The sequence below is a fragment of the Streptomyces sp. MST-110588 genome, from assembly GCF_022695595.1.
GTDB lineage: Bacteria > Actinomycetota > Actinomycetes > Streptomycetales > Streptomycetaceae > Streptomyces.
On sequence record NZ_CP074380.1, the window covers coordinates 263488 to 285790 of the forward strand.

The 22303-nt window shown below is 70.5% G+C and carries 21 protein-coding genes and 1 pseudogene; 11 read left to right on the forward strand and 11 right to left on the reverse strand.

Annotated elements, in window-relative coordinates:
- Nucleotides 1–43 precede the first annotated feature (43 nt).
- On the reverse strand, nt 44–802 hold the full coding sequence (locus KGS77_RS01210; protein ID WP_277994166.1) for an alpha/beta fold hydrolase: 759 nt from the start codon (nt 800–802) through the stop codon (nt 44–46).
- A 749-nt stretch (nt 803–1551) separates the two neighbouring features.
- Here KGS77_RS01210 and KGS77_RS34505 point away from each other — a divergent pair.
- Entirely contained in the window at nt 1552–3120 is a 1569-nt protein-coding gene (locus tag KGS77_RS34505) for an SDR family NAD(P)-dependent oxidoreductase (protein ID WP_277994167.1), read from the forward strand.
- 189 nt (nt 3121–3309) lie between these two features.
- A complete protein-coding gene (locus KGS77_RS01220; protein WP_242578238.1) occupies nt 3310–4452 on the forward strand; it encodes an amidase domain-containing protein in 1143 nt (380 codons plus the stop codon).
- 109 nt (nt 4453–4561) lie between these two features.
- On the opposite strand, the gene KGS77_RS01225 is transcribed toward KGS77_RS01220, so the two are convergent.
- Nucleotides 4562–5248, reverse strand: a complete 687-nt coding sequence (locus tag KGS77_RS01225) for a hypothetical protein (RefSeq protein ID WP_242578241.1) — start codon at nt 5246–5248, stop codon at nt 4562–4564.
- Nucleotides 5249–5361: 113 nt separating this feature from the next.
- Nucleotides 5362–5883: a SigE family RNA polymerase sigma factor gene (locus tag KGS77_RS01230; RefSeq protein WP_277994168.1), complete on the reverse strand. Its 522-nt coding sequence runs from the start codon at nt 5881–5883 to the stop codon at nt 5362–5364.
- 412 nt (nt 5884–6295) lie between these two features.
- Here KGS77_RS01230 and KGS77_RS01235 point away from each other — a divergent pair, with 412 nt between their 5' ends.
- From KGS77_RS01235 to KGS77_RS01245, 3 genes are all read left to right on the forward strand, one after another.
- Nucleotides 6296–7042, forward strand: a complete 747-nt coding sequence (locus tag KGS77_RS01235; protein ID WP_242578260.1) for a hypothetical protein — start codon at nt 6296–6298, stop codon at nt 7040–7042.
- Nucleotides 7039–8382 carry a HAMP domain-containing sensor histidine kinase gene (locus KGS77_RS01240; protein WP_242578261.1) on the forward strand — a complete coding sequence of 448 codons (1344 nt, stop codon included), beginning with the start codon at nt 7039–7041 and terminating at the stop codon, nt 8380–8382. Before KGS77_RS01235 ends, KGS77_RS01240 begins: the two co-directional genes overlap by 4 nt.
- 262 nt (nt 8383–8644) lie before the next feature.
- The gene (locus KGS77_RS01245; protein ID WP_242578263.1) at nt 8645–9046 is read left to right on the forward strand and encodes a hypothetical protein; all 402 of its coding nucleotides are present in this window, start codon (nt 8645–8647) and stop codon (nt 9044–9046) included.
- Between the two features lie 154 nt (nt 9047–9200).
- On the opposite strand, the gene KGS77_RS01250 is transcribed toward KGS77_RS01245, so the two are convergent.
- On the reverse strand, nt 9201–10313 hold the full coding sequence (locus tag KGS77_RS01250) for an FAD-dependent monooxygenase (protein ID WP_242578265.1): 1113 nt from the start codon (nt 10311–10313) through the stop codon (nt 9201–9203).
- Nucleotides 10314–10496: 183 nt separating this feature from the next.
- Here KGS77_RS01250 and KGS77_RS01255 point away from each other — a divergent pair, with 183 nt between their 5' ends.
- The 3 genes from KGS77_RS01255 to KGS77_RS01265 all read left to right on the forward strand — a co-directional run bounded on the left by KGS77_RS01255 (nt 10497) and on the right by KGS77_RS01265 (nt 13482).
- Nucleotides 10497–11576 carry a TetR/AcrR family transcriptional regulator C-terminal domain-containing protein gene (locus KGS77_RS01255; protein WP_242578267.1) on the forward strand — a complete coding sequence of 360 codons (1080 nt, stop codon included), beginning with the start codon at nt 10497–10499 and terminating at the stop codon, nt 11574–11576.
- A gap of 192 nt (nt 11577–11768) precedes the next feature.
- Nucleotides 11769–12416, forward strand: a complete 648-nt coding sequence (locus tag KGS77_RS01260; protein WP_242578269.1) for a hypothetical protein — start codon at nt 11769–11771, stop codon at nt 12414–12416.
- A 331-nt stretch (nt 12417–12747) separates the two neighbouring features.
- Complete coding sequence (locus KGS77_RS01265) at nt 12748–13482, forward strand: class I SAM-dependent methyltransferase (RefSeq protein ID WP_242578271.1); 735 nt, start codon at nt 12748–12750, stop codon at nt 13480–13482.
- 52 nt (nt 13483–13534) lie between these two features.
- Here the strand turns inward: KGS77_RS01265 and KGS77_RS01270 are convergent, their stop codons facing one another.
- Complete coding sequence (locus KGS77_RS01270) at nt 13535–14125, reverse strand: GNAT family N-acetyltransferase (RefSeq protein WP_347404421.1); 591 nt, start codon at nt 14123–14125, stop codon at nt 13535–13537.
- A 368-nt stretch (nt 14126–14493) separates the two neighbouring features.
- Between KGS77_RS01270 and KGS77_RS01275 the strand changes: the two genes are divergently transcribed.
- Nucleotides 14494–14808, forward strand: coding sequence for a hypothetical protein (locus KGS77_RS01275; RefSeq protein WP_242578274.1), 315 nt, complete (start codon nt 14494–14496; stop codon nt 14806–14808).
- 51 nt (nt 14809–14859) lie between these two features.
- On the opposite strand, the pseudogene KGS77_RS01280 reads toward KGS77_RS01275, so the two are convergent.
- The 4 genes and pseudogenes from KGS77_RS01280 to KGS77_RS01295 form a co-directional block, all read right to left on the reverse strand.
- Nucleotides 14860–15822: pseudogene (locus tag KGS77_RS01280) on the reverse strand (ABC transporter permease).
- A gap of 313 nt (nt 15823–16135) precedes the next feature.
- Complete coding sequence (locus KGS77_RS01285; protein WP_242587236.1) at nt 16136–17014, reverse strand: ABC transporter ATP-binding protein; 879 nt, start codon at nt 17012–17014, stop codon at nt 16136–16138.
- 38 nt (nt 17015–17052) lie between these two features.
- The gene (locus tag KGS77_RS01290; protein WP_242578278.1) at nt 17053–17484 is read right to left on the reverse strand and encodes a transcriptional regulator; all 432 of its coding nucleotides are present in this window, start codon (nt 17482–17484) and stop codon (nt 17053–17055) included.
- Entirely contained in the window at nt 17481–17978 is a 498-nt protein-coding gene (locus KGS77_RS01295) for a hypothetical protein (protein ID WP_242578279.1), read from the reverse strand. The genes KGS77_RS01290 and KGS77_RS01295 overlap by 4 nt, the downstream gene beginning before the upstream one ends.
- Nucleotides 17979–18774: 796 nt before the next feature.
- On the opposite strand from KGS77_RS01295, the gene KGS77_RS01300 reads away from it, so the two are divergent.
- Complete coding sequence (locus KGS77_RS01300) at nt 18775–19491, forward strand: transglycosylase SLT domain-containing protein (protein ID WP_242578280.1); 717 nt, start codon at nt 18775–18777, stop codon at nt 19489–19491.
- Nucleotides 19492–19690: 199 nt separating this feature from the next.
- Here KGS77_RS01300 and KGS77_RS01305 read toward each other — a convergent pair whose 3' ends face one another.
- The gene (locus KGS77_RS01305; protein WP_242578281.1) at nt 19691–20086 is read right to left on the reverse strand and encodes a DUF393 domain-containing protein; all 396 of its coding nucleotides are present in this window, start codon (nt 20084–20086) and stop codon (nt 19691–19693) included.
- A gap of 24 nt (nt 20087–20110) precedes the next feature.
- Nucleotides 20111–20494: an STAS domain-containing protein gene (locus KGS77_RS01310; protein ID WP_242578282.1), complete on the reverse strand. Its 384-nt coding sequence runs from the start codon at nt 20492–20494 to the stop codon at nt 20111–20113.
- Nucleotides 20495–21035: 541 nt separating this feature from the next.
- Between KGS77_RS01310 and KGS77_RS01315 the strand changes: the two genes are divergently transcribed.
- Nucleotides 21036–22133: a PP2C family protein-serine/threonine phosphatase gene (locus tag KGS77_RS01315; protein ID WP_242578283.1), complete on the forward strand. Its 1098-nt coding sequence runs from the start codon at nt 21036–21038 to the stop codon at nt 22131–22133.
- Nucleotides 22134–22303 lie beyond the last annotated feature (170 nt).

The following is a 22303-nucleotide window of genomic DNA, read 5'->3' on the forward strand; positions in this document are numbered from 1 at the left end:
TTCCCCTTCTCCGTACATTGTTTCCGGTGCTGAGCGCGGATTTTCAGCGCACTCGCGACCGGAGACTCCGGTGGATGCCGCTTTCCACGATTCCGGTGAGAAGCTGCCGGGCGGAGGAGAGAAAGAAGTGTCCGCCGGGGAGCATGAAGTGACGGAAGGCGCCGGTCGTATGGACCCGCCATTCCTCGGTCTCGGCTTCCGTGGCCGTATGGTCGGCGAGGCCGCCGAGGGCCGTCACCGGGCAGTCGAGCGGCATCAGCGGTCGGTAGGTGTAGGTGTCACTGATGGTGAAGTCGGCCCGCAGGCCGGGGAGCAGCAGCCGCATGAGCTCCGGCTCGGCCAGGACGTCCTCCGGCATCCCGCCCAGTTCCCTGACGCCGTCGGCGAACGCCTCGTCGGGGAGGTGGTGGATCGGTGGAATGCGGTCGGGCAGATGTGGTGCCCGATGGCCGGCCACGAAGAGATGGGCGGGCTCCGGCAGCCCCTGCTCCCGCAGCAGATGCGCCACGTGGTACGCGACGATCGCGCCGAGGCTGTGGCCGAAGAGGCCGAACGGCCGGTCGAGGTAGGGGCTCATCGCCCCCGCCGCGCCCGCCACCAGCGCGTCGAGGTCCCTGCGGGGCGGTTCGTCGATCCGGGTTTCACGGCCCGGCGGTACCAGCGGCAGGACGTCCACCCAGTCGGGCAGCAGCTCACCCCACTCCCGGTACACGGCGGCTCCGCCGCCCGCGTAAGGGAAACAGAAGAGACGGAATCGGGAATTTTCCTTGGCCCCCACCGAAGGGAGCCATGGGTCAGTCATTACATCCCCCGTAATTACTGATCACACATTCAGTCCCCCGACGACCTTCCTATCACACACCGATGACACCCCCCACCGGCCAACTGGACTATGTCCAAAAACAGAACCGCATCAACAGGGTCGACCGTGCCGCGCTTTACGATCAGCCGCCCGGACCAGGCCGTTCGGAAAATGACCATCGCGCCATTCGTCCGGAATTCACTCAACACTCGACAAAAGTGACCGGAAATCACCGGTGATCGACCGGCGAACCACGCTCCCTCCTGACGAGTTCTCACCTCACGGCACGCCCCGTCCCTCCTCCCTTCACGGAGCGACCGGTGGCCTGCGGCGGCGCGGGCCCGGCAGGACCGACACCCGGGCCGCGACCGGCGGCCACGACGGCGGGTCGGCGTCGCCGAAGGAGGGTGGCCGCGAGGGCCACCGATACAGCCGGTGTCACTCCGATAGGTGAACCCTTGGGTCCACTTCATCCTCTTGGGTCAACCGCGTCGTGCGGCGGAGCGCCGACGCGGTCCAATCATGGGCGGCCCGGGATGCTTCGGGATCGGAAGAGAGAAAAGAGAGACCACACGATGATCACCTCCCGGTCGGCGACGCCCGGCGAACCCACGCCCGCGCCGACGGCTCCGGTGGCGTCGGTCACGCCGGTCATGCCGGTGGCGTCAGTGACTTCCGCGACCTCGGCGGCTTCGGCAGGTCCGGCGGGTCCGGTGCGGTTGAGGGGGCGGCGGGGAACCGTACGCGGCATGGTGCGCGGCTCGGCACACGGCTTCGTACGCGGTCTCGTCCACGGATTCGTACGCGGCAGACGCCTACGCGGCTTCGCGAACGGTCTGCTGTACGGCAGGCCGCGCGCCGGCGACCGGCGGCTGGCCCGCGCCGTCGCCGCCCGCACCATCGTGGTGACCGGCGCCTCCCGTGGGACCGGCCGCCATGTCGCCCGCCGGCTCGCGGCGGCCGGAGCACACGTGATCCTCACCGCCCGCACAACTCCCGCGCTGCGCACGCTGGTCGAGGAGATCACCGCCGCCGGCGGCACGGCCGTCGCCCACCCCGCCGACCTCACCGAACCCGAGCAGGTGGACCGGCTCGTCGCCGACATCCGGCGCGCTCATCTCGGCATCGACGCGCTGGTCAACGCCGCCGGCCACGCCGTACGGCAGTCCCCGGCACCCGCCGGCCACCGCCCGCACGACGCCCACGATGCCCATGACGCCCACGATGCCCAAGCGCTGATCGCGGCCAACTACCTGGGCCCGCTGCGGCTCACGCTCGGCCTGCTGCCCGCCCTGCGCCGGCGCGGCGGCACCGTGGTCGGGGTCTCACCCGCCGACGTCCGCATCCCGCCGCTCCCGCGCACCGGCGTCCGCGTGGCCGCCGCGTCCGCCTTCGACGTCTGGCTGCGGGGCCTGGCCCCCGAAGTACGCGGCTCCGGCGTGCGCGTGGCCTCGGTCTACGTCGGCGCGACGGGCACCGGGGCGAGCACCGCACGCACTGCGCACACTCCACCGTCCCTGCCGCTGCGCCGGCCGGCCTCCTGCGCCGTACAGACGGCGGGGCTGGTGTGTGACGCGCTGGTCTACCGGCGGACCGTGTTCGGGCCCTGGTGGCGCTGGTTCGGCGAGGTCGTCGGACACCTGCTGCGCGGTCCGCTGGAGCGGGCGTTCGCCCGTCGGTACGAGCGCACCTCCGGAAACGGCACCACCACCGGCCCCACACGACCCACCACCGGCCCCACACGACCCATCACTGGCACCACAGGCCCCACCCCTGGCACCATGCGCCGCGCCACCATCGGCATCACGCGCCGCACCGCCCCGGCGGCCGGGACCGCCCCCGCAGGCCGGCCGCCGGCAGCAGTACCTGCACCGCGGCTCTCGGCGCTGCCGTCCGGCCCGCCGTCCCCCTCACCGGGCTCGTCGACGACGGTGCCCCGCCGGCCCGCGACGACACCCCACCCGTACCCGTCGGCGCCCCGCCCGCGCCCGGCGGCTCCCCGGCCGCGTCCCACCGTGGTGATGCCGGGACCGTCCGTGAAGGCAGCGGTACCGGTCCGTCCCACCGCGACACCGCCGGACCCGGCCACGGCACCACGCCCGTACGCCGCACCGACTCCGTACGCGACACCGGTCCCGTACGCGACACCGGTCCCGTACGAAGCCCCGCTCCCGTATGAGAGCGCAGACCCTTACGCGGCAACGGACCCGTACGCGGCCACGGACCCGCATGCCACGGCGGCCCCTCACACGACGGCGGATCCCCACACGACGGCCGCGGACCGGCGGCCACGCCCCTCCCCGGAGGCACAGTTGTAGCGGCGACAACCGGCAGTGCGAACACTTCCCGCTCCGAGCAGCGCATTTCGGTCAGCGCCGAACGTTGTCACCGCACCCGGCCGCGCGCGTCGCTAGGGTTGTCCCGCTTCACTCCACTTGGGTCAGTTCGCTCCCTGCGCACCGTCCCCATGGATGGCAGGGGGAGCCTCCAGTCAGGGGGAAAGAGTGATGAACCGCAGCACATCACGGCGCCTGGTGATCGTCGCCACGATCGCCGCGCTGTCGGGAGGGTTCCTCGGTACGGCGCCCGCGAGCGCGGCTCCGGACGACCAGGCACTCCTGAACGCGGCGCGGACCTATTTCACCGGCGAGAACGCCCTGCGCGTCGACGGCGCCCCGGCCGCCGCCGAGGCGGGCAGAGCCCGCACCCTCGCCGTGGCCGACGGCTTCCGCCGGGTCCGGGAGGACCGGATGACCGCCCGGCGGCAGATCTCGGAGGTCAACCGGCTGGCCGGGGTCCGGTTCTCCGACGTCCGGACCGAGATCACCCCGGTCGGCGGGGTCACGGTCCGCGAGAGCGCCGGTTCCGCACGGCTCGGCGTGCGGGAGCACACCCGGTACACGTACGCGGACGGTGCGCAGGCCCCGTACGAGTACACCGTCCGGCACGACCTGACCTTCACCCGTGACGGCGCGACATGGGTGCTCTCGGGCATCGGAACGGCCGACGGCCCGGCTCACCTGGCCACGCCGGAGAAGCTCGGCCCGGCGGAGCTGGCCAGGGCCAGGGCGGAGGCCGTGGCGCTGCGGAAGAGCCTGAAGAAGCCCACGTCCAAACGGAGTTCCGCGTCCGGGCAAGGTGCCACGAAGGCGCTCGGCTACAACTACCAGGCCATGGTGGACTTCGCCGTGAAGTACGCCACGGCCGGCGACAACGTGCCCTATGAGCGGGATGAGAACGACTGCACCAACTTCGTCTCCCAGGCCCTGGCCGCCGGCGGCTGGAAGGAGGTCCCCGGCTGGTACCGGAGCGACTCCGCCTGGTGGTACAACCACAACTGGTGGCCGATCCCCGACAACCACAGTTGGACGTGGGGCGGAGCACCCAACTGGCAGCGGTTCGCGCGCGACAGGTCGCACCGGGTGTACGAGCTGGACCGGCCCGGGGCGCTGGGCCTGGCGGACGTCGTCCAGTTCGAGATCCACGGCTACAGCAAACCGGGCGAACCCGGGCACACCATGATGGTGACGTCGTTCACCGGCGACTGGATGCCGAAGATGAGTTACCACACCACCGACACGCTCAACAAGCCGCTCAGCGAGATCATGGCGGCCCACCCGAACGAGAAGTTCTGGTTCTTCCGCACCTGAGGAGAAGGCGGCAGAGGCGAGCGGGCGGCACCGCCGACAGCACGGCTGCGGTTACGTGGCCGCAGTTACCGGTCATGGTCACGGCGCCGGCTTCGCCACGGCGCCGGCGCTACGACCGCAACCCGGCTGCGGACCCGGCCGATCCGGCGATCGCGGCCCGCAACTGCTGCGGTTCCACCGCCCGTTCGCCCTCGTCCCCGCACTTCAGCCGCACCTTCCCGTCATCCCCGATCCGGCGGACCTGTTCCGGGGCCATCTCGAACAGCCGCTCACCGTCTTTTCCGGGACGGTCCGCCGCGGCCAGCAGCAGAACGTACCTGCCGGGCGCGGGAAGCTGCGCCTCCGCGGCCGGATACCAGACCGTGACCGGCCCGGAGGACGGCACGCCGCCGCGCGCGAGGGTGGTCTCGATCTCGAATCTGAAGCCGGAGCTCTGGGTCACCCCGTCGTCCAGCGCGAGCCGGCCGGGCCGCAGCGTCCCGCTCACCGGCTGGTACCCGGCGGCCTTACGGGAGTTGATCTCACGCACCGCGGACCGCAGACACGCCTCGGAGGCGGTTGGCACCACCTCATCACCCTTCCCGCTCATACGGCCGAGGGCCAGCGGCACCGCCACTGCCACGGCGAGCACCGCCACCACCCCCGCCGCCAGCACCGTCCGACGCCGCGCCAGGCTCCGCCGGGCCCGGTCGGTGAACTGCGGTCCCGGGGGCCGGGGCGGGCGTCCCGGCTCGGCAGCCGCCGCGAGCAGCCGCCGTACCTGCTCCTCCGCCTCTCCTGCGGCCTGCTCCCCCATCTGTTCCTCCCCTCGTTCGAAACCTGGCTCGCATCGGCCCGGCTTGCATCGGCCTTCCGCGCGCCGTTCCGCCGCGCGCCGTCCGTCCGGGCGCCGGCCGGGCCCTTCAGCCATCACCCCGGGCCCGTCTCGCGATCCGGTACGGCAAGGAGGAGGCCCGATGCGCGCAGTGCGGTCAGCGCGCGGGCCGCCCGGCTCTTGACCGTGCCGACCGAGCAGCCGAGCACCTCCGCGATCTGCCGCTCGGTGAGCTGATGATAGAAGCGCAGCACCAGTACGGCCCGCTGGCCGGGCGGCAGCCGGCGCAGCAGCGCGCGTACGGCAAGGGCGGTCGCCACGTCCTCGTCGTGGCCGGGGCCCGGCACTTCCGGCAGCGCCGCCGCCGGGACCTCCCGGTTCCAGCGCCGCCGGCGGTTCTTGGCCAGCAGCCGGACCATGGTCGTACGCGTATAGGCTTCCGCCGCCTCGGCCCGCCCGATCCGCCGCCACGCCCGGTACGTACGCAGCAGCGCCTCCTGCACCAGGTCTTCCGCCCCGCTGCCGTCCGTGCCGGCCAGCAGGATCGCCGTGCGCAGCAGGGAGGGGTATCTCGCCGCCATGAAAGCGCTGAACGCCTGGTCCCGGCCGTGGTGCATCCCGCGCCCCTCCGCCCTGCCGCCCCTGCCGCCGCCGCTGCCCCTGCTCCCGTTCCGCTTTCTCTTTTCCCTTCCCTTAATGAGAGGCCCTGAACGAACGAGAAGGTTCCGCGGACCCTTCTTCTCCCTCCGCGCAACACTTTCCGAACGAAAGTTCGAGATGTGACGACGGGCCATATCCTGATCGCCTCGTCTCGACATGTCGGGATATCGACACGCCTTCCATGCCACCATTCGCCCTGAATGTCATGACGCTGTACGGGTGCCGGATTGCCGCGGCCGGGGGAAGACAACATCATGTTCGACGTAGGCTCGACCCCACCCGCACCAGCAGGCTCCGCTGTCACCCGTACCGACTGGACGTGATGTGTTCCTCCCCCGCTCCCGGACGGCTTCCTGGCACGTACAGCTGGTGTCGTCGGTCCTGGCGGTGACGGTCGGAGGATCGCTGCTGAGCGGATGCGCGGGAACCGGTGAGCCCAGGAGCGCCGGACGTACTCCGGTCGCCTCCGCCCCGGCGCGGCTGTGGCCCGAGCGCACACCCGCGCCGCAGCCCTCCTCATCCGGCAAGGACGACGAGGAGACCAGGCCCTCACCGCTTCCCGGAGGGCCACGGGTGACATCCGGCGACATCCGCAACGTGCCGCTGTTCGACGTCGTCAAGGCGCAGGTCGCCGCGGGGTCCGACAACCACGGCGGCCCGCAGTTCGACCGCGCCACCGCGGCGAGGATCAACAACTGCGCGCACGACCGGAAGCGGTGCCCCGTACGGAGCCCCCAGTATCGGGACCTCAACGGCGACGGGAAGGAAGAGCTGATCGTCGGCATCGAGAGCCCGGACAACATCCTGGTCGTATGGGTGTTCATGCTCAAGCGGGGATCGGTGATGCGGGTGCTGGACGCCGCCGCGACACCGCTGTCGGTGGAGGTCGCGGGCCGGGACATCATCCTGCGGGAACCCACCGGCACGGCCGGGTACTACATGCGGTCGGTCTACTCGTGGGACGAACAGACGCAGAGCATGTCCATGCGGGCGATGGAATTCGACCGGGCCGACCCCGCCGTCACCTCCAGGAGCACGCCCAGCAGCACACCCGGGAACACGCCGAAAGGCACGCCCAGGAGCACGCCCGGAAGCACACCCAGGAGCTCGCCGTGAGCCCCCGCCGGCGCGGAATCCGGGCCTGCCTTCCTGCCTGGACGGCTACGCTGCGCTGGAAGGTCGCCCTGTTCGTCACGGTCATGTGCTGCTTCCTCGCCACGGTGCTCGGGGTCCTGGTCCACGTCCTGGTCAGCCGGCAGACCGAGGCCCAGGCCCGGGACGCGGCGTTGGTCCTGCTGGACTCGACCGTCGAGGCGTACGTCGCGGGTGAGCCCCTCGGGCGCGACGGAGCGATCGACCCGGCCGAGCTGCCCGGCGCGCTGCGTGAGATGGCGCGGCGCGGCGAGGCCGGTACCCAGCTCGGCCGGCGCCACGGCCGGCCCGTGATGTGGGCGGTCGCCCCGGCCGACGGCAAGGCCCTGGCCGTCACCCAGGACTACAGCCAGCGGGAGGCCGTCATCCGCGGGCTGGACCGGGCGATCATCGGCTCCTCGGCCTTCGCCATCGTTTTGACGCTCCTTGTGGGGCTGTACGCGGCCTCCGGCGTCACCCGGCGCCTGCACCGCACCGCCCAGGTGGCGCGCAGGATCAGCAACGGTGATCTGGACGCCCGGGTGGACGACCCCCGCGCGCTGTGCCCCGGGTACGCCCAGGACGAGCCGGCCGCCGTGGCGGCGGCGCTGGACGCGATGGCCGCGAGCCTGCAGGCCAAGCTGCACAGCGAGCAGCGGTTCACCGCCGATGTGGCCCACGAGCTGCGCACCCCGCTCACCGGACTGCACGCCGCCGCCGAGCTGCTGCCGCCCGGCCGCCCCACCGAGATGGTGCGCGAGCGCGTCCAGGCCATGCGCCGGCTGACCGAGGACCTGCTGGAGATCTCCCGTCTCGACGCGGAGGTGGAGCGCGCCGATCTGCACGAGCATGCGCTGGGGCCGCTGGCCGAACGCGCGGTACGGGCCGGCCGTCTGGAGGCCGAGGTACGGGTGGTACGGGACGCCCGGGTGCTCACCGATCAGCGCCGGCTGGAACGCGTACTGGGAAATCTCCTGGCCAACGCGCACAAACACGGCCGCCCGCCGGTGGTGGTGACCGTCGACGGGCCGGTCATCACCGTACGGGACCACGGGGACGGCTATCCGAAGGAGCTGCTCGACCAAGGACCCCAGCGGTTCCGGAGCCGTACGGGAGACGGCAAGAAGTCCGGGCACGGCCTCGGGCTGACCATCGCCGTGGGGCAGGCCCGGGTGCTGGGCACCACGCTGCGTTTCTCCAACGCGCCGGACGGCGGCGCGGTCGCCGAACTCACCGTGGGCCCGCCCGCGCAGGACGAGCGGCCCGGGCGCGAGGAGCCGTCCGCGCCGTCGGACGACCGCTCCGCGGGCTCTTCCGCCGGCTGAGGGCCCCACGGAACGACGGGCAGGTATCCGCGACCGCACCCGGCCTGCACCCGCCCGGCCCGCACCCACCCGGCCCCCACATTCGGCTCCCCCGCCAGCTTGGTCATGTACCTGCCATATCGGTTAGGGTCGTTCCTGCCATGATCTCGGGGAGCCCCATGGCGGTGCGGCGCTCGCCGTACCGGTGCGCGGCATCGCCGTCCGGCACCCCCTACCGACATCAGGCACCGGTGTCCGGCACCGGCCTGAAGAGGAAGGGCACATGCAACTCAAGCGCACCATGGCCGCCTCGGCGACCATCGTCTCCGTACTGGCGGCCTCCCTCGCCGCCGCCCCCACCGCGAGCGCCACGACCGACGGCTGCGGGGACCTGTCCAACGGACAGCTCTGCGTCCGCGGCGGAAAGTTGGGCACGACCGGCACGTACAAGTTCACCACCAGCTACTGGCGCGGCGGCCCCGCGAACGGTGAGGTCACCGTCAAGCTCGGCACCCAGCGCAAGAACGACGACATCACCGCCTACCCGCTGTGGTTCGGCTCCAAGAAGACCCGCAACGGGTACGCGGAGCTGAGCCGGAGCCACAAGCTCAACTCGGACGAATGCGTCCGCGGTGTCATGCAGTACAAGGGCAAGACCTTCACCACGAAGTGGCGCTGCCCCTGAAGCGCCTTCCGTGAGACGGCACCTGTGACACGCCGTCCAGGAATCGGCCCCTGCCCACCGGCATTCGACTTCTGCCGGCAGGGGCCGTTTCCGTCCCCGCCCCCGTTCCCGTCTCGTTTCCCTTCTCCACTGTCGTTGCCGTGTCCCGTGGCCATCAGTCCAAGCTGATCGCGTTCTTGGCACGCTCGACGGATTCCTCGTCGGCGCCCTGCCCCGGGTTTTCCGTGGCGAGCGCCTGGTTGAGCTCGACGAACGGGCGCAGGCGCTCCTCGTAGCGGGCGAATGCGCAACGGTGGTCACCCGCCGCCCCGCTCAGCTCCTCGGCCAGTACGTACGCGCCCGCCAGCGCCAGGCTGCTGCCCTGGCCGGACAGCGGCGAAGGACAGTAGCCCGCGTCCCCCAACAGCACCACCCTGCCCTGCGACCAGCGCTCCATGCGCACCTGCGCCATCGCGTCGAAGTAGAAGTCGGGCGCCGCCCACATGGCCTTCAGCAGACGCGGTGTCTCCCAGCGCACCTGCGACAGCCGGTCGGCCAGCAGGGCCTTGTGCTGCTCCGGGTCGCGGTGGTCGTAGGTGAGGGGTTCCGAGGAAAAGCCGACCGTGGCCCGCAGTTCGGTGTTCTCGCGCGCGGGATAGAGGCAGTAGGTGGCCGAGCCCGAACCATCCTGGAGCCACACCTGCCAGTCGTCCAGGTCCAGGAAGTTCTCGGTGGTGAAGACGGCGACGTACGAACCGAGATGGCGCACGAAGTGGCTCTTGGCACCGAAGGCCAGGTGCCGGACCTTGGAGCGCAGGCCGTCCGCCCCGACCACGAGGTCGAACATGCGGCTCCCGCCCCCTTCGAAGCCGACCCGTACGCCGTGCGGCTCCTCTTGGAGGGCCGATATGGAGTCACCGAACAGGTACTCGACACCCTCCGGCATGTTCCGGTACAGCAGTTGCGTCAGGTCCTCGCGCAGCAGCTCGATGTCCTCGCTGTCCAGCCGCCCGCTGCTGAACGTCATCTCGGTGGAGCGCCACAGCTCGTTGCCCTCCCCGTCCAGCATCGACATCCCGCGCATCCGCGTACGGGCGCGCCGCGCCTGATCCAGCAGATTCATCCGCTCCAGTACGTCCAGAGCCACCCCGCGGACGTCGATGGCCTGACCGCCCGCACGTACGGCAGGGGCACGCTCGACCACCGTCGGGGCGTATCCGTGGTGGCTGAGGCGGTGGGCGAGCGCAAGGCCGGCGATCCCGGCACCGGAGATGAGTACGGACTTCATCGGATTTCCCTTCGTACAACGTACGCGTCGTGCACGGCACGCGCGGCAATATGTACGGCGCACGTTAGGGCTGCCAACTGCTCTTTTCCATCTGTGTCCTAGTACAGCAAACACCTGCCTCCCATTCCCCCTGCTAGCTTCTGTTCTAGAACAGGAGCCCGCAGGGCAAGCCAGGAGGTTGTGGTGCCCGCAGAACACGTCCCGCCCTATCTGCGCATCGTCACGGAGATCCGGCGACGCATCGCCGCCGGTGAACTCGCCCCCGGCGACCGGATTCCCGCCATCCGTCAGGTGGCCAAGGAGTGGGACGTCGCGCTGGCCACCGCCGCGAAGGCGCTGACCGTACTGCGGCAGGAAGGAGTCGTACGTACGCAGCCGCGCGTCGGCACAGTGGTCGCACCGACCACACAGGACACCCCTGACTCACCGACCGCGTGGAGCACGTCACCCACCGACCGCCGCCCCGCCGCGCACCGCACGTCCCGTAGGCGGGCACAGCCCCCGCAGCCCCGCACCCACGCACGTACACGTCCGGGCCCTGAGCGCCCGCCGTTGCGGGAAGGGGAACTGACCCGGGAACGCGTCGTCCGTACGGCCATCCGCATCGCCGACGCGGAAGGGCTGGCCGCCCTGTCCATGCGGGGCGTCGCGGCTCACCTGGGCGCGGGCACCATGTCGCCGTATCGCTATGTTCACAGCAAGGACGACCTCGTCCTGCTGATGACCGACGCCGTCTTCGGCGAGATCGACTACCGCTGCGACGCGCCGGCCCACTGGCGGCCCCGGCTGGAATCAGGTGCCCGGGCCCTGTGGGCGCTGCACCGCGCCCACCCCTGGCTGGCACAGATCGGCCCGCTCAACCGCCCGCTGATACTGCCCGGCATGATCGCGTACTCGGAGTGGATGCTGAGCGCGCTGGACGGCCACGGCCTCGGCCCGGCGACCATGCTCAACCTGAACGTACTGATCTACAGCTACGTCCAGGGCATGGCGGTCCACCTGGAGCGGGAAGCCCAGGCCGAAGGAGCCACCGGCCTGTCGGAAGACCAATGGCTCGCCTCCCAGGCCCCCTCCCTGGCGGCCATCATGACCTCCGGTGACTACCCGACGTTCACCCGGGTCCTCGGAGCCCTCGGCGAGGAGGGCTACGACCTGCATCTCGACGAGCTGTTCGAAACCGGCCTCACCTCCATGCTCGACGGCCTGTCCGTTCTCATAGAAGGCACCCCGACTTCCGTGGAAGGCCCCCCGGCGGCCCGGTGATCTGCGTCCTCTTCCACATCGGCCTGCGGTACCAGGGCCCTTCCGCCGTGCGGCGGAAGGGCACCGGCCTGTAGTGCGATGCGGCGTGCCGGGGCAGGCGGCAGTGTGGTGACCGGCCGGGAAGACCGAAGAAGTCCCAGTCCCACCTTCGGCGAATCGGCCCGGCCGTTGTCACTGCCACAGGAGGAATCCATGCCCCGTGTACGCCGTTCCCTCGCCGCGGCTGCCGCGGCTGCCGCCGTCTGTTCGTCGGTCGCACTGACCGTGGGCACCACGGGACCGGCCGCGGCGGCCGTGAACGACAACGGAAACCGGGCCGCCCGGCACAGCACCGATGCCCGGTACGGTGCCGAAGCCCGGCTGGGCGCCGACGGCCGGCCCGGCACCGAGGAGCCCTCGCTGACCGGAACCGCCAAGCTCAAGCGCGGACCGGGCGACAACGTCCACTTCTCCTTCGACGCACACGGCTTCGCCGACAAGGCCCGGGGCACCTTCTACGCCAGACACCACATCGGCAAGACCTGGGGCGGCTACTTCAAGGGCCGCATCGACTGTCTGCTCACGGGCGGTCCCGTCGCCGTCGCCACGGGCGTCGTGACCGAGATGCACTTCCAGAACGCACCGGGCTTCCCGAAGGTCGGCAACCTCAAGGGCAAACGTTTCGGCTTCACCGTGCTGGACGACGGCAAGAAGGACCGGCTGGGCTATAGCTGGGCCATGGACGGCGTACCGAAGAACAGCGTCGGCAAGTGCGTCAGCTCCGCCCCGTACGAGACGCTGGAGAAGGGCGACTTCAAGGTCCACCACTGGATGCCGTCGCCCGGCGGCGCCCGACGCTGAACCACCGCTCACCGCCGGGAATGCGCCAGCCCGGGTACGTGACGGGGGTACGCACCCGGGCCGCCGCACCACCGCCCCGAGAGGTCACATCCATCCTCACGCCGGCCGCCTGCACACCGACTTCAGAAACCGGCTTGAGCGCCGCCCCGGAAGCCGCCGTGACGCCCCTCAGCAGAGGAAGGAGCGGCTGCGCACGCAGGGCCTTGAGTGCAACTCGGGAGCCCCGCCCCCCACATCCCCACCGGCCGTTCACGCCGTCGCGCCATACGCGCCGAGCTGGGATCTCATGCTCTCCCGCCGTACCGTCTCCCCATCGCGAAAGGGAGCCCGTATGGACCGGAACATCCGCACCGTCGAGGACGTACTGAACCTCCTGGACGACCTGTTCAGGCAGGACGCCGACCGCTGGACGAGCGACGCAGCCGCCTGGTGGGACACCTTCTATGCCGACCGCTCAAAACCTGTGCCGTTCTTCGAGGCCAAGCCGGACGAGAATCTCGCCTCATACCTCGACCGCCGGCTCATCACCCCGGGCCGGGCACTGGACCTGGGCTGCGGCCCCGGACGCAACGCGCTGTATCTGGACTCCCTCGGCTTCGAGGTGGACGCAGTCGACCTCTCCACGGCTGCCGTCGGCTGGGCCGAGGAACGCGCCCGTGAGTCCGGAGCCCACGTTCGGTTCCACAAGGGAGACGCCTTCACCCTCGCCGGCACCGAGTTGAGCGGACGCTATGACCTGATCTACGACTCGGGCTGCTTCCACCACCTTCCACCCCACCGCCGCATCAGCTACCTCGCCCTGCTCGACCGACTCCTCGCGCCCGGCGGCTATTTCGCACTCGCCTGTTTCACAGACGGAGACAATGGAGGATCCGAACTCCCCGACGCAGCCTTCTACCATGACGCCCGCCTCCATGGCGGACTCGCCTACACCCCACAGTCCCTACGCCGGATCTTCTCCCACCTCACAGAGATCGAACTTCGGCGCATGCGCGACGAACCGACCGAGTCCGCGTACTTCGGCGAACCCTTCCTCTGGACAGCCCTGTTCCGACGCGATGACTAGCCAGCACAGGCTCTCGAAGACAGCCGTCAGCAGCCGTTCACTTCGCCGTCCATCAACGCCAAACCTTCGACTCCAGGCGAATGCTCAACTGACTGCCCAGTTCGCGAAAGCCCAGTGCCTGTGCCACGCGGCGCGATTCCGGTGGGCGTGCACGCCACTGGGGCAGCAGGCCGTCGGCGAGGGCGTGTGACACCGCGGCCGATGCCACCTGTCGTGCCAGTCCACGGCTTCGCTGCCCCGGGTCCGTCAGCACACATATATGAGCGGTGGCTGACGGCCACACCTGGTACCCGGCCACGGCGGCGACCGTCCCACCGACGCGTACCACGAACGCGGGCGAGGTGATCTCCTCCACCCCGCTCTCCGCCGTGTCTTCCGGTGGCGCCGATCTCGTCAACCGCAGTACGTCGGGGTGCCCAGGAGCGAGTTGCTCCACGCCCTCACCGGCCGGTGCGGGGCGGAATGCGTCGGTCGAAACGTAGGCGAGAGTCGCCGGGCCCAGTACGTCGGTCACGGGGAGTACGGCCCGTAGCTGCTCGGGGTCGGTGAGGGCGGCGGACGGCATCTGGAGCAGCGCGTGCCGCAGGGCCTCGGCTGCCGGCTCCGTCGGCGCGGTGACGATCGCCGTGTTGCCGAGCCGCACGATTCCGGCCCAATGCGGTGGACACAGCCGTGAGCCGGGCGAAACAATCACAGGCGGAGTTCCGTCTGTCCGGAAGGACCCTGACGAAAACGACAGGGTCTCCCAAAGGCGGCGGGCGCGGTTCAGCAGCGGATCATTGACCACCTCTGCATTGTGCCTGCATCGAAACTCCAGCAGGGCACCGGCGTCCCAGGCGGTAGTGCTGGTGGCAGCGCATCGGGGTTCGCCCCCTCCCGCGGTCACCGGTCCAGTGCGGTGCCGTAACAGAAGAGACGGAAGAAGGAAGGAGCGTGACGCCGTGAAGTGGCGAACTTGGCCGCCCGCCCGGAAGGTCCGGGAGCCCGGGCGGCGGTTCCGGAAGGAACGAGATGTCCCGTACGGACAAGACGAAGCCACTGTGGGTGCGCCACGCGGAGCACCGTCCCCGGCCGGTGCATGACCACCGTTACGGCGACTGCGATCTGCCGCCGGGCCCGACGCGGGAGCGCACGGACACCCGCTGCCGGTGGGAAGACCCCGGCATGCTGCTGATCGGCCGGACCTGCTGTGCGGGGTGCGGTAACCGCTCGTGCATCAAGGAGCGGCAGGAATTCACCAGGACCAGCAACCGCAAGGAACGATACGCGGGCCGGCGCGAGGCACGCCGTCTCGCCGCTGGCGAGGGCAGGGAGGACGGCGACTGACCTGCGGCGCTCCTCCTCAGATGTCCCCGCTCCTTGAGGCTGCGGAAGAACCTAGCGGGTTATGTCCCCGCCGCCGGCCAGGGCCGCCTTGCGTTGGCGGGCCGTCAGGCGGGAGCCGGATTCGCGGCGGGTCGCGCGGCGCAGGAGGGGGACGGCGAGGAGGAATCCCAGGACGGTCCAGGCGATGAGTACGGCGGCGGCGGTGGGGAGTTCTCAGGAACCGGTGGGCTCGGCGGCCATCGCTTCCTTCGGCAGCAGGGCGGATCGCAGGCCCTGGGCCATCCACTTCAGCGGGAAGACCTCGGCCACCCGCTGTACCACCACGGGCAGCGAGGTGAACGGGAAGATCGCCCCGGAGGTCATCAGGAGCGCCATCACGGGCAGCATGATCAGAGCGAGTGCCTCCCGCGGATTGGGCAGTACGGCGCCTATGGCGGCCCCGAGCGGCATCACCGCGAGCAGCCCGAGGGCGGTGACCCACACCAGGGTCAGCCAGTCCGCCGGGCCGGACGGCAGTGGTCCATCCACGATCAGCGCACCGGCGGCGAGCAGGAGGACGAAGGTGCCGACGGCGACGCCGAGGAGCGAGATGCCCTTGGCGAGAAGGTAGGCGGGGATACCGCCGGGCGTGGCACGCAGGCGCAGCAGCGTGCCCTCCTCCCGTTCGGTGACCAGGACCTGCGGGAGGCTGATCACGCCGGCCTGGAACACCAGGTACGCGGCGAAGCCGGCGATCATCAGGTGGGTCATGGGGACGCGGGTGCCGGGGATGGTGTGGTCACCGATGTAGGAGGCGACGGCCAGGGCGACCGCGAGATTCATCAGATGCCCGGTCATCTCCTTGCGGTTGCGGAGCAGTTGGCGCAGTTCTATGCCGCCGCGCCGGATTCCCGCGCGCCGCCAGTGGTTCCGCTTGACGTTCCCGCGAGGCTGTTGCGTGCCGGCTCGGTTTTCCGTGCCGGACGACCGGTCTTCGGTGACGGTCCGGTCTGTCGTGGCGAGCTTTTCCCTCATGCGGCCCTACCTTCGTGAAAGCGTTCCGTTTGCTCGTGCCCCTGGGACTGCGCGGGTGGGGCAGAGGAGGCTTTCCCGCCGGCTGCCCTTGTCGGCTCGGACCGCCGATCCCCCTGTCCCGCCACCTCTTCCGGACCGCTGATGAGGCTCTGCGGACCATCGCTGTGCGGGGCGGGAGCAGGCGGAAGGAGTGGCATCACCAGGTCCTGATCGCGCTGGCCCGGCGCCGCGTCGACGGGCTCCACGCGATGCTTCGCGGCCGTCAGTCCTACGAGGCCCGGCCCCGGCCGCCTCTTCGTTACATGACTCGGCATCAGCATGAGACAACGGTGTCCTTCCGGTCCGCCTCTTCCAGGTCCGGGTGTTCCCGGCCCGGGTGGTCTCGCGTGTTGACCATGCGCAGGTAGGTGTCTTCCAGGGTGGGCCGGCGGACCTCCAGGTCCGGTATCGGCCCGGTGGCGTGCCGGTGCAGTTCCCACACCAGGCGCGAGGGGTCGTCCGTACGCTCGCGGTGGGCGCTCCCGTCCCGGCCCGTCCAGCGCACCTCGGCGCGGGCCGCGGCCTGCCGGGCCAGTTCGGCGGGGGTGCCACAGATCCGTATCCGGCCGCCGACCAGGACGGCGATACGGCCGGCCAGCCGCTCGGCCTCGACCAGGTCGTGGGTGGTGAGCAGGATCGTGACGCCCTCCTCGCGGGCGAGTCTTTCCACCAGCGTGTGGAAGTCACGGCGTGCTTCGGGGTCGAAGCCGGTGGTCGGTTCGTCCAGGAAGAGCAGTTCGGGGCGGCCGACGATGCCCAGGGCAACGTCCAGTCGTCGGCGCTGGCCGCCGGAGAGCTGGTTGACCTGACGGGCTGACTGTTCGGTCAGGCCGACCAGGTCCAGCAGTTGGCCGGGGTCGCGCGGGTCCGGGTAGTACTCGGCGAAGTGCCGCAACAGCTCGCCGACCCGCCAGCGGCCGTGGTCGCGCCAGGACTGGAGGACCAGGCCGAGCCGGCCCCGCCAGGCATCGTCACCGCGCGCCGGATCCGTACCGAGGACGCGGACCTCGCCGGCGGAGCGCTGCCGGAAGCCTTCCAGGATCTCCACGGTGGTGGTCTTGCCGGCGCCGTTGGGGCCGAGCAGCGCGAAGACCTCCCCCCGGTGGATGTCCAGGTCGACACCTTTGAGCACTTGATGTCCGCCGTAGCTCATCCGCAGGTCACGGACGTGTACGACGGGCTGGGACGCGGTCACTGCTGGGCCTCCGTGTGGGCGGCGGCGTGCGCCGTGGGACGTGTGGTGGGGTGGGCGGCCGGAGGCGGCGCGGAATGCGCCGGCGGGTCGGTCTCCGTACGCGTCAAGGCCGTTCCTCCGGGGCCGACGGACCCGGCCGCGCCCTCGACGATGGCGCGCAGCGCCGCCACATGCCCCTCGAAGGCGGTACGTCCGTGGCCCGTCAGCCGGACCCGCGTACGGCGCTTGCGGCCACCGCCCTCCTTGCGGATCTCCAGATAGCCGGCCTGCTCCAGGGTGTGGAGCTGTTTGGAGAGGGCGGAGTCGCTCAGCGAGAGGCTGTCGCGGATGAAGGGGAAGTCGGCCCATTCGGTGGCGGCGAGGAGGGCGACCACCGCCAGACGGGTGGACGGGTGGATCAGCTCGTCGAAGCCGGCCGGGGTGGTCATCGTCCGGCTCCCGCATCGCGCAGTGCGCTCACGCACCATCGGTTCGCAGCGGGCCCGAAGAGCAGGAAGACCCCGACCGTCACAGTGGCGCTGAACAGGCTCGGGCAGGGGAGGTCCGCCCAGCGGGCGAGCCGGTCGGACAGCAGTATCGTCGCACCGGTCACGCCCGCGGCCCCGAACAACGTGGCGTAGGACCGCCAGGTGTAGCGGGAGTGGTGCAGCCGGACACGGGTCCGGCGGCTCGCCCGTACGGCCAGAACGGCCAGGAGGGCCACATAGCCGGCCAGCAGCAGCCAGTGCACCCACTGCGGCAGGCCGTCCAGCCCGGACACGGCCAGGAACACCCACATGACGGCAGCCGTGGTCAGGTAGGACTTGGGCGACCAGCCGCCCCTGTGCCGTTCGACCTCGTCATAGACCCGCTCCTGCGGGATCCGGATCCGCTGCAGATCCGCCCAGGCCCGCTCGGCGTCCACCGGAGTGCTCACGTGCATCGCCTCGTTCCACGTCGTTCACTTGCCTGGTAGGAAAGTATCGCCAACTTTCCCGGTCGGCAAGTCGGCGCGCGCGACGCTCCGCGCGCCCCCTCTCCCGCTGGCCCGTCCCCATGCCTCACGCCGCAGGACCGGCGGGCCCCGACCAATGCCACACGTTCAATCGGCCGAAGCTATTGCTGGCCTTTCTTTTCCCTATCAATAGACGGCAACGGCCTCCTCGCCCCTTTCCCGCCTCTCGTTCCGGAAAGGAAGAAGCGTCCAAGACTGCGCCGGAGGGCGGAAAAGTGGCCTGGCGCACACATCGGCGAGCACGGAAGTGACGCGGCACACATATACGGCGGAAAAGCGGAGAAGACGGCATGCGTACAGGAAAGCCCGGAGAGCATCACCGGGGCCCGCGCACGCCCGGTCAACCATCCGCGAAACCCTCCGAAAAGGGTGCAAAAGGGGCCCGTCGGCGTGATCCGGGGCACGGGACTTTGGTCCTGTACGGCCTTTGGTAGTGGGCGGACCGGCGAGAGCAGGACCGGGAGCCCATGGACTGAGTCGGTAACCAAGGGCCTCTTTTACGAAGGAGCGTAGTAATGGGCGGCCGATGGAGACCATTGCTTTCCATTTCGACCGCCGTTAATCATTGCTGAGGCGCCGGGGAAAGCGTCGCGGCATTCACCGAAAGGGTGAGTGAGCGCGGTCACGTAGCCCGGTTCCGATTCGGCCGCCGGCGGCATGCCTGCCTGTTCATTCGCCAATGGCTGCTCCCTGTTGATTCCAGCGTTTGGAAGAGGTCTCCCGCATGCCCGCTCCCGCCCTGCTCCGCTCCGTCCGCATCACCAAGAACCACAAGATCTCCGCGGCCGTCGTCGCCGCCGCCGGCTGCGCCGCGGCGCTGTCCCTGACCGCCGCCCCGGCCGACGCCCACGCCGTGGCCGACAAGGCGCCGTCGGCCATCAAGCCGGTGTCGGCCAACGGCCAGCCCGTGGGCGCGAAGGTCAAGACGGTCGGCGCGGATGCCCGTACCGCCGGTGCGCAGAAGAAGGACTTCCCCTCGCTCGCGGACTCCGTCAAGGTCACGGCCATAGCCGCCCAGGACCGCACGGCCCAGGAAGCCGCGAACCGTTCGACGGACCGCAAGCCGGTCCAGGCGGCCCCCAAGGCCGCGCAGCCCGCCAAGCCCGCGCCGAAGCAGTACGCGAACAACCTGGACGGCTGGATCCGGCAGGCGCTGGACATCATGAAGGCCAACGGCATCCCCGGCAGCTACGAGGGCCTGCACCGCAACATCATGCGCGAGTCCAGCGGTAACCCCGAGGCCGTGAACGACTGGGACGTCAACGCCGTCAACGGCATCCCCTCGAAGGGCCTGCTCCAGGTCATCCAGCCGACCTTCGAGGCGTACCACGTGGCCGGTACGGCGAACAAGCTGACCGACCCGGTCGCCAACATCACCGCCGCCGCCAACTACGCGGCCGACAAGTACGGCTCGATCGACAACGTCAACTCGGCGTACTGACCGGCCGGCAACCGGAGCAGGGACCCCGGCCCGGGGCACCCGACAGCGGGACATACACGAACAGGGTTACGCAGCGGCCTCCCGGCGCCCCGTCGCACCACGCGGCAGGGGCGCCGCGCGCTGTCCTGACCGGCCGGCCGACCATAGAGGCGGCGTCAGGTGACGCCGGAAGCCGCGTTGCGCGGCGGTCGCCGGGAGGTCACGCGGCGGTGCCTGGCCTCTGGTGGGCGGGCAGGGCGCACGCCGCCGTGCCGCCGGGCATCTTCTCGCGGTTGTCGGCGACGGCCCGGTAGACGGCGTGGGCGATCCAGCGCACCGGAGGCAGGCTCAGCGCCGCCCCCAGTACGGCCCAGCCGCCGCCCGCGCTCATGAGGAGCTTGGCGACGGCCCGGGCACCGCCGTACACCGTGCCGGCGGGGGTGACCCACAGCACCTCGTACTCGGCGCGCTCCTGGGTGACGCCCAGCGCGTCCAGCTCCGCGAACTGCCACGGGACGATCTCGCAGCGCGGCCGTACGCGCTTCTCGGCGAACGTCACAGAGGTGGTGCAGAAGCCGCAGTCGCCGTCGTAGACGAGCACAGGTCGGGAGCGCATGGCCCCATGATGCAGTGCCCGGTCTCAGAACCTGTCGCCGGGGTGGGTGACGTCGGTTCCGGAGGTGTCCAGGGGCAGCCGCAGATGCAGTCCGGTGCGGCACAGGGCGACGCGTACGGGGGTGCTCGCGGCGGTGAGTGTCAGACCGCCGTCGGCGGACCGCAGGGCGCCGTGGACGCCGAGCAGGCTGTAGAGGCTCGCGTTGTCGCACCAGGTGATCAGGGACAGGTCCAGAGCGACGCGGCAGCTTCCGCCGGCCATGGTCTCCACGACGGCATCGCACAGCGCCCGGACGGTGCCGGCGTCCAGTTCCCCGGACAGCCGCAGCACGGTACGGCATCCGCCGTCCGTGGACGTCTGACGGATTCCCAGCCGGGTCTGCGGGAAATACGCATCGGGCTTGCGCATGGCTCCTGTTCTGACGCAGTAGGGGCACGACGTCAAGAAGTACGCTCCGCAAAACGGCGTCCGGTCGCGACCGGGGCCGGGCGGACTCCTTATGGCCGTAGCGCCCATATGACGCCCGGATCGCGGCATCCGGTTGCAGTCGAGGCCCCTCAACCGGTATGCGCGAATACCTCACACCCGCACGCAGTCGAAGCACGCGGTTGAAGCCCCCCGTCCCAGCACGCGATCGAGACGGTCACGGGCAGCGGAATGTGCGTACAACTCACTGACCATTACGAAAAGATGACCGGGGAAATCCAGCCGCGCGCCCGGCCCCGTCAGCAGTGACGACGAGGACTTCCCAGAGAATTCGCCCTTATCCGGGGAGGCGCCTCCGGAGGGCCGATGTGATCATCGGAGGAAATCAAAGACGATCAGGTTGGGGTTACGAGTGATCAAATTGTGGCGGATAGCGGGCGATCAGGGATGGTTTGGCGGAACCGGTGGTACGTGTTGATGGTGCGGAGCGGCCACAGGTGAGAATGGGAGGCAAGGGGGAGGTATGCGCGGAATTCACGCGAAGAGCTGGCTGATGCTCACCGTCGTCGTCGCGGTCACCGTCGCCGTGTCCGACATCGTCGTGGGACCGGACACGAGCCTGGTGGGGGCGATGCTGCTGTGCCCGCTGCTGGCGGCCACCCGGCTGGACGGGACGCAGGCCGCCGTCGCCTGCGGCACCGGGCTTCTTCTCGCCTTCGCCGTGGCCGCGTACGAGCACACGCTCGTCCGGCCGGACCAGTGGATCCGCCTGGGCGTCCTGGCGTCCGCCGCGGCCTACGGCGTGTGGGCGGCCGGACAGCGTGCCGCGCGCGTCCGTGAACTGTCCGACGTGGCGTCCACCGCCCAGCGGGCCATCCTGCAGCCGACGTCCTTCCGCCTCGACGGCACCGCTGTCTGCGCCCGTTACCGCTCGGCCGCGCCGCAGGCCGTCATCGGCGGTGATCTGTACGCGTTCGCCCGCACCCCGCACGGGCTGCGCATGGTGATCGGGGACGTACGGGGCAAGGGGCTGGCGGCGGTACGGCTTTCCGCCGCCGCCATCGGGCACTTCCGCGACTGCGCCTACACCCACGCGAGTCTGGCCTCGGTCGTCAAGGAGATGGACCAGCGGCTCGCCGGGGACCTGGGCGAGGAGGACTTCATCACCGCCGCCGTCGCCGAGTTCACCCCCGGCCGGTTGCGGCTGGCCAACTGCGGTCACCACTCCCCCCTGCACCTGCCCGCCGACGGCCCGCCCGCCCTGCTCGACCCGCAGGAGGCGGCCACCCCGATCGGCCTCCAGCCGGACCCCGAGGTGCAGCAGTTCAACCTGGCACCAGGCGACCGGCTGCTCTTCTACACCGACGGCGTCGCCGAGGCGCGCGATCCCTCCGGCGCCATGTTCAAGATGCGCAATGTCATCCAGCCCTGCGTCCTGCCGGATCTGGACGACGCCCTCGACGGCGTTCTGGCGGCCATGTCCCGCCACACACGCGCCGCGCAGGACGACGACGTCGCCCTGGTCCTGGTCGAGCCGGCCACCGCCGTGCCACAGCAGCGGAACGAACGCCGCCGCGCCCTGGACCACGCCGTGTTCCGTACGAGCCGAGCCTCCTCGTAGCGGCGCGCCCTCTCCTAGCGGCACGCCCTTCCGTAGACGCTCACCTTTCCGTAGCCGCACGCGCCCTCATAGCAGCACGCCCTGCTCATAGCAGGCGCGCCCCTCCCATAACGGGTGCGCCCTGCGGCCCGTACGGGACAGGTCATGTCCGCAGGCGGGCGGCAGACCAA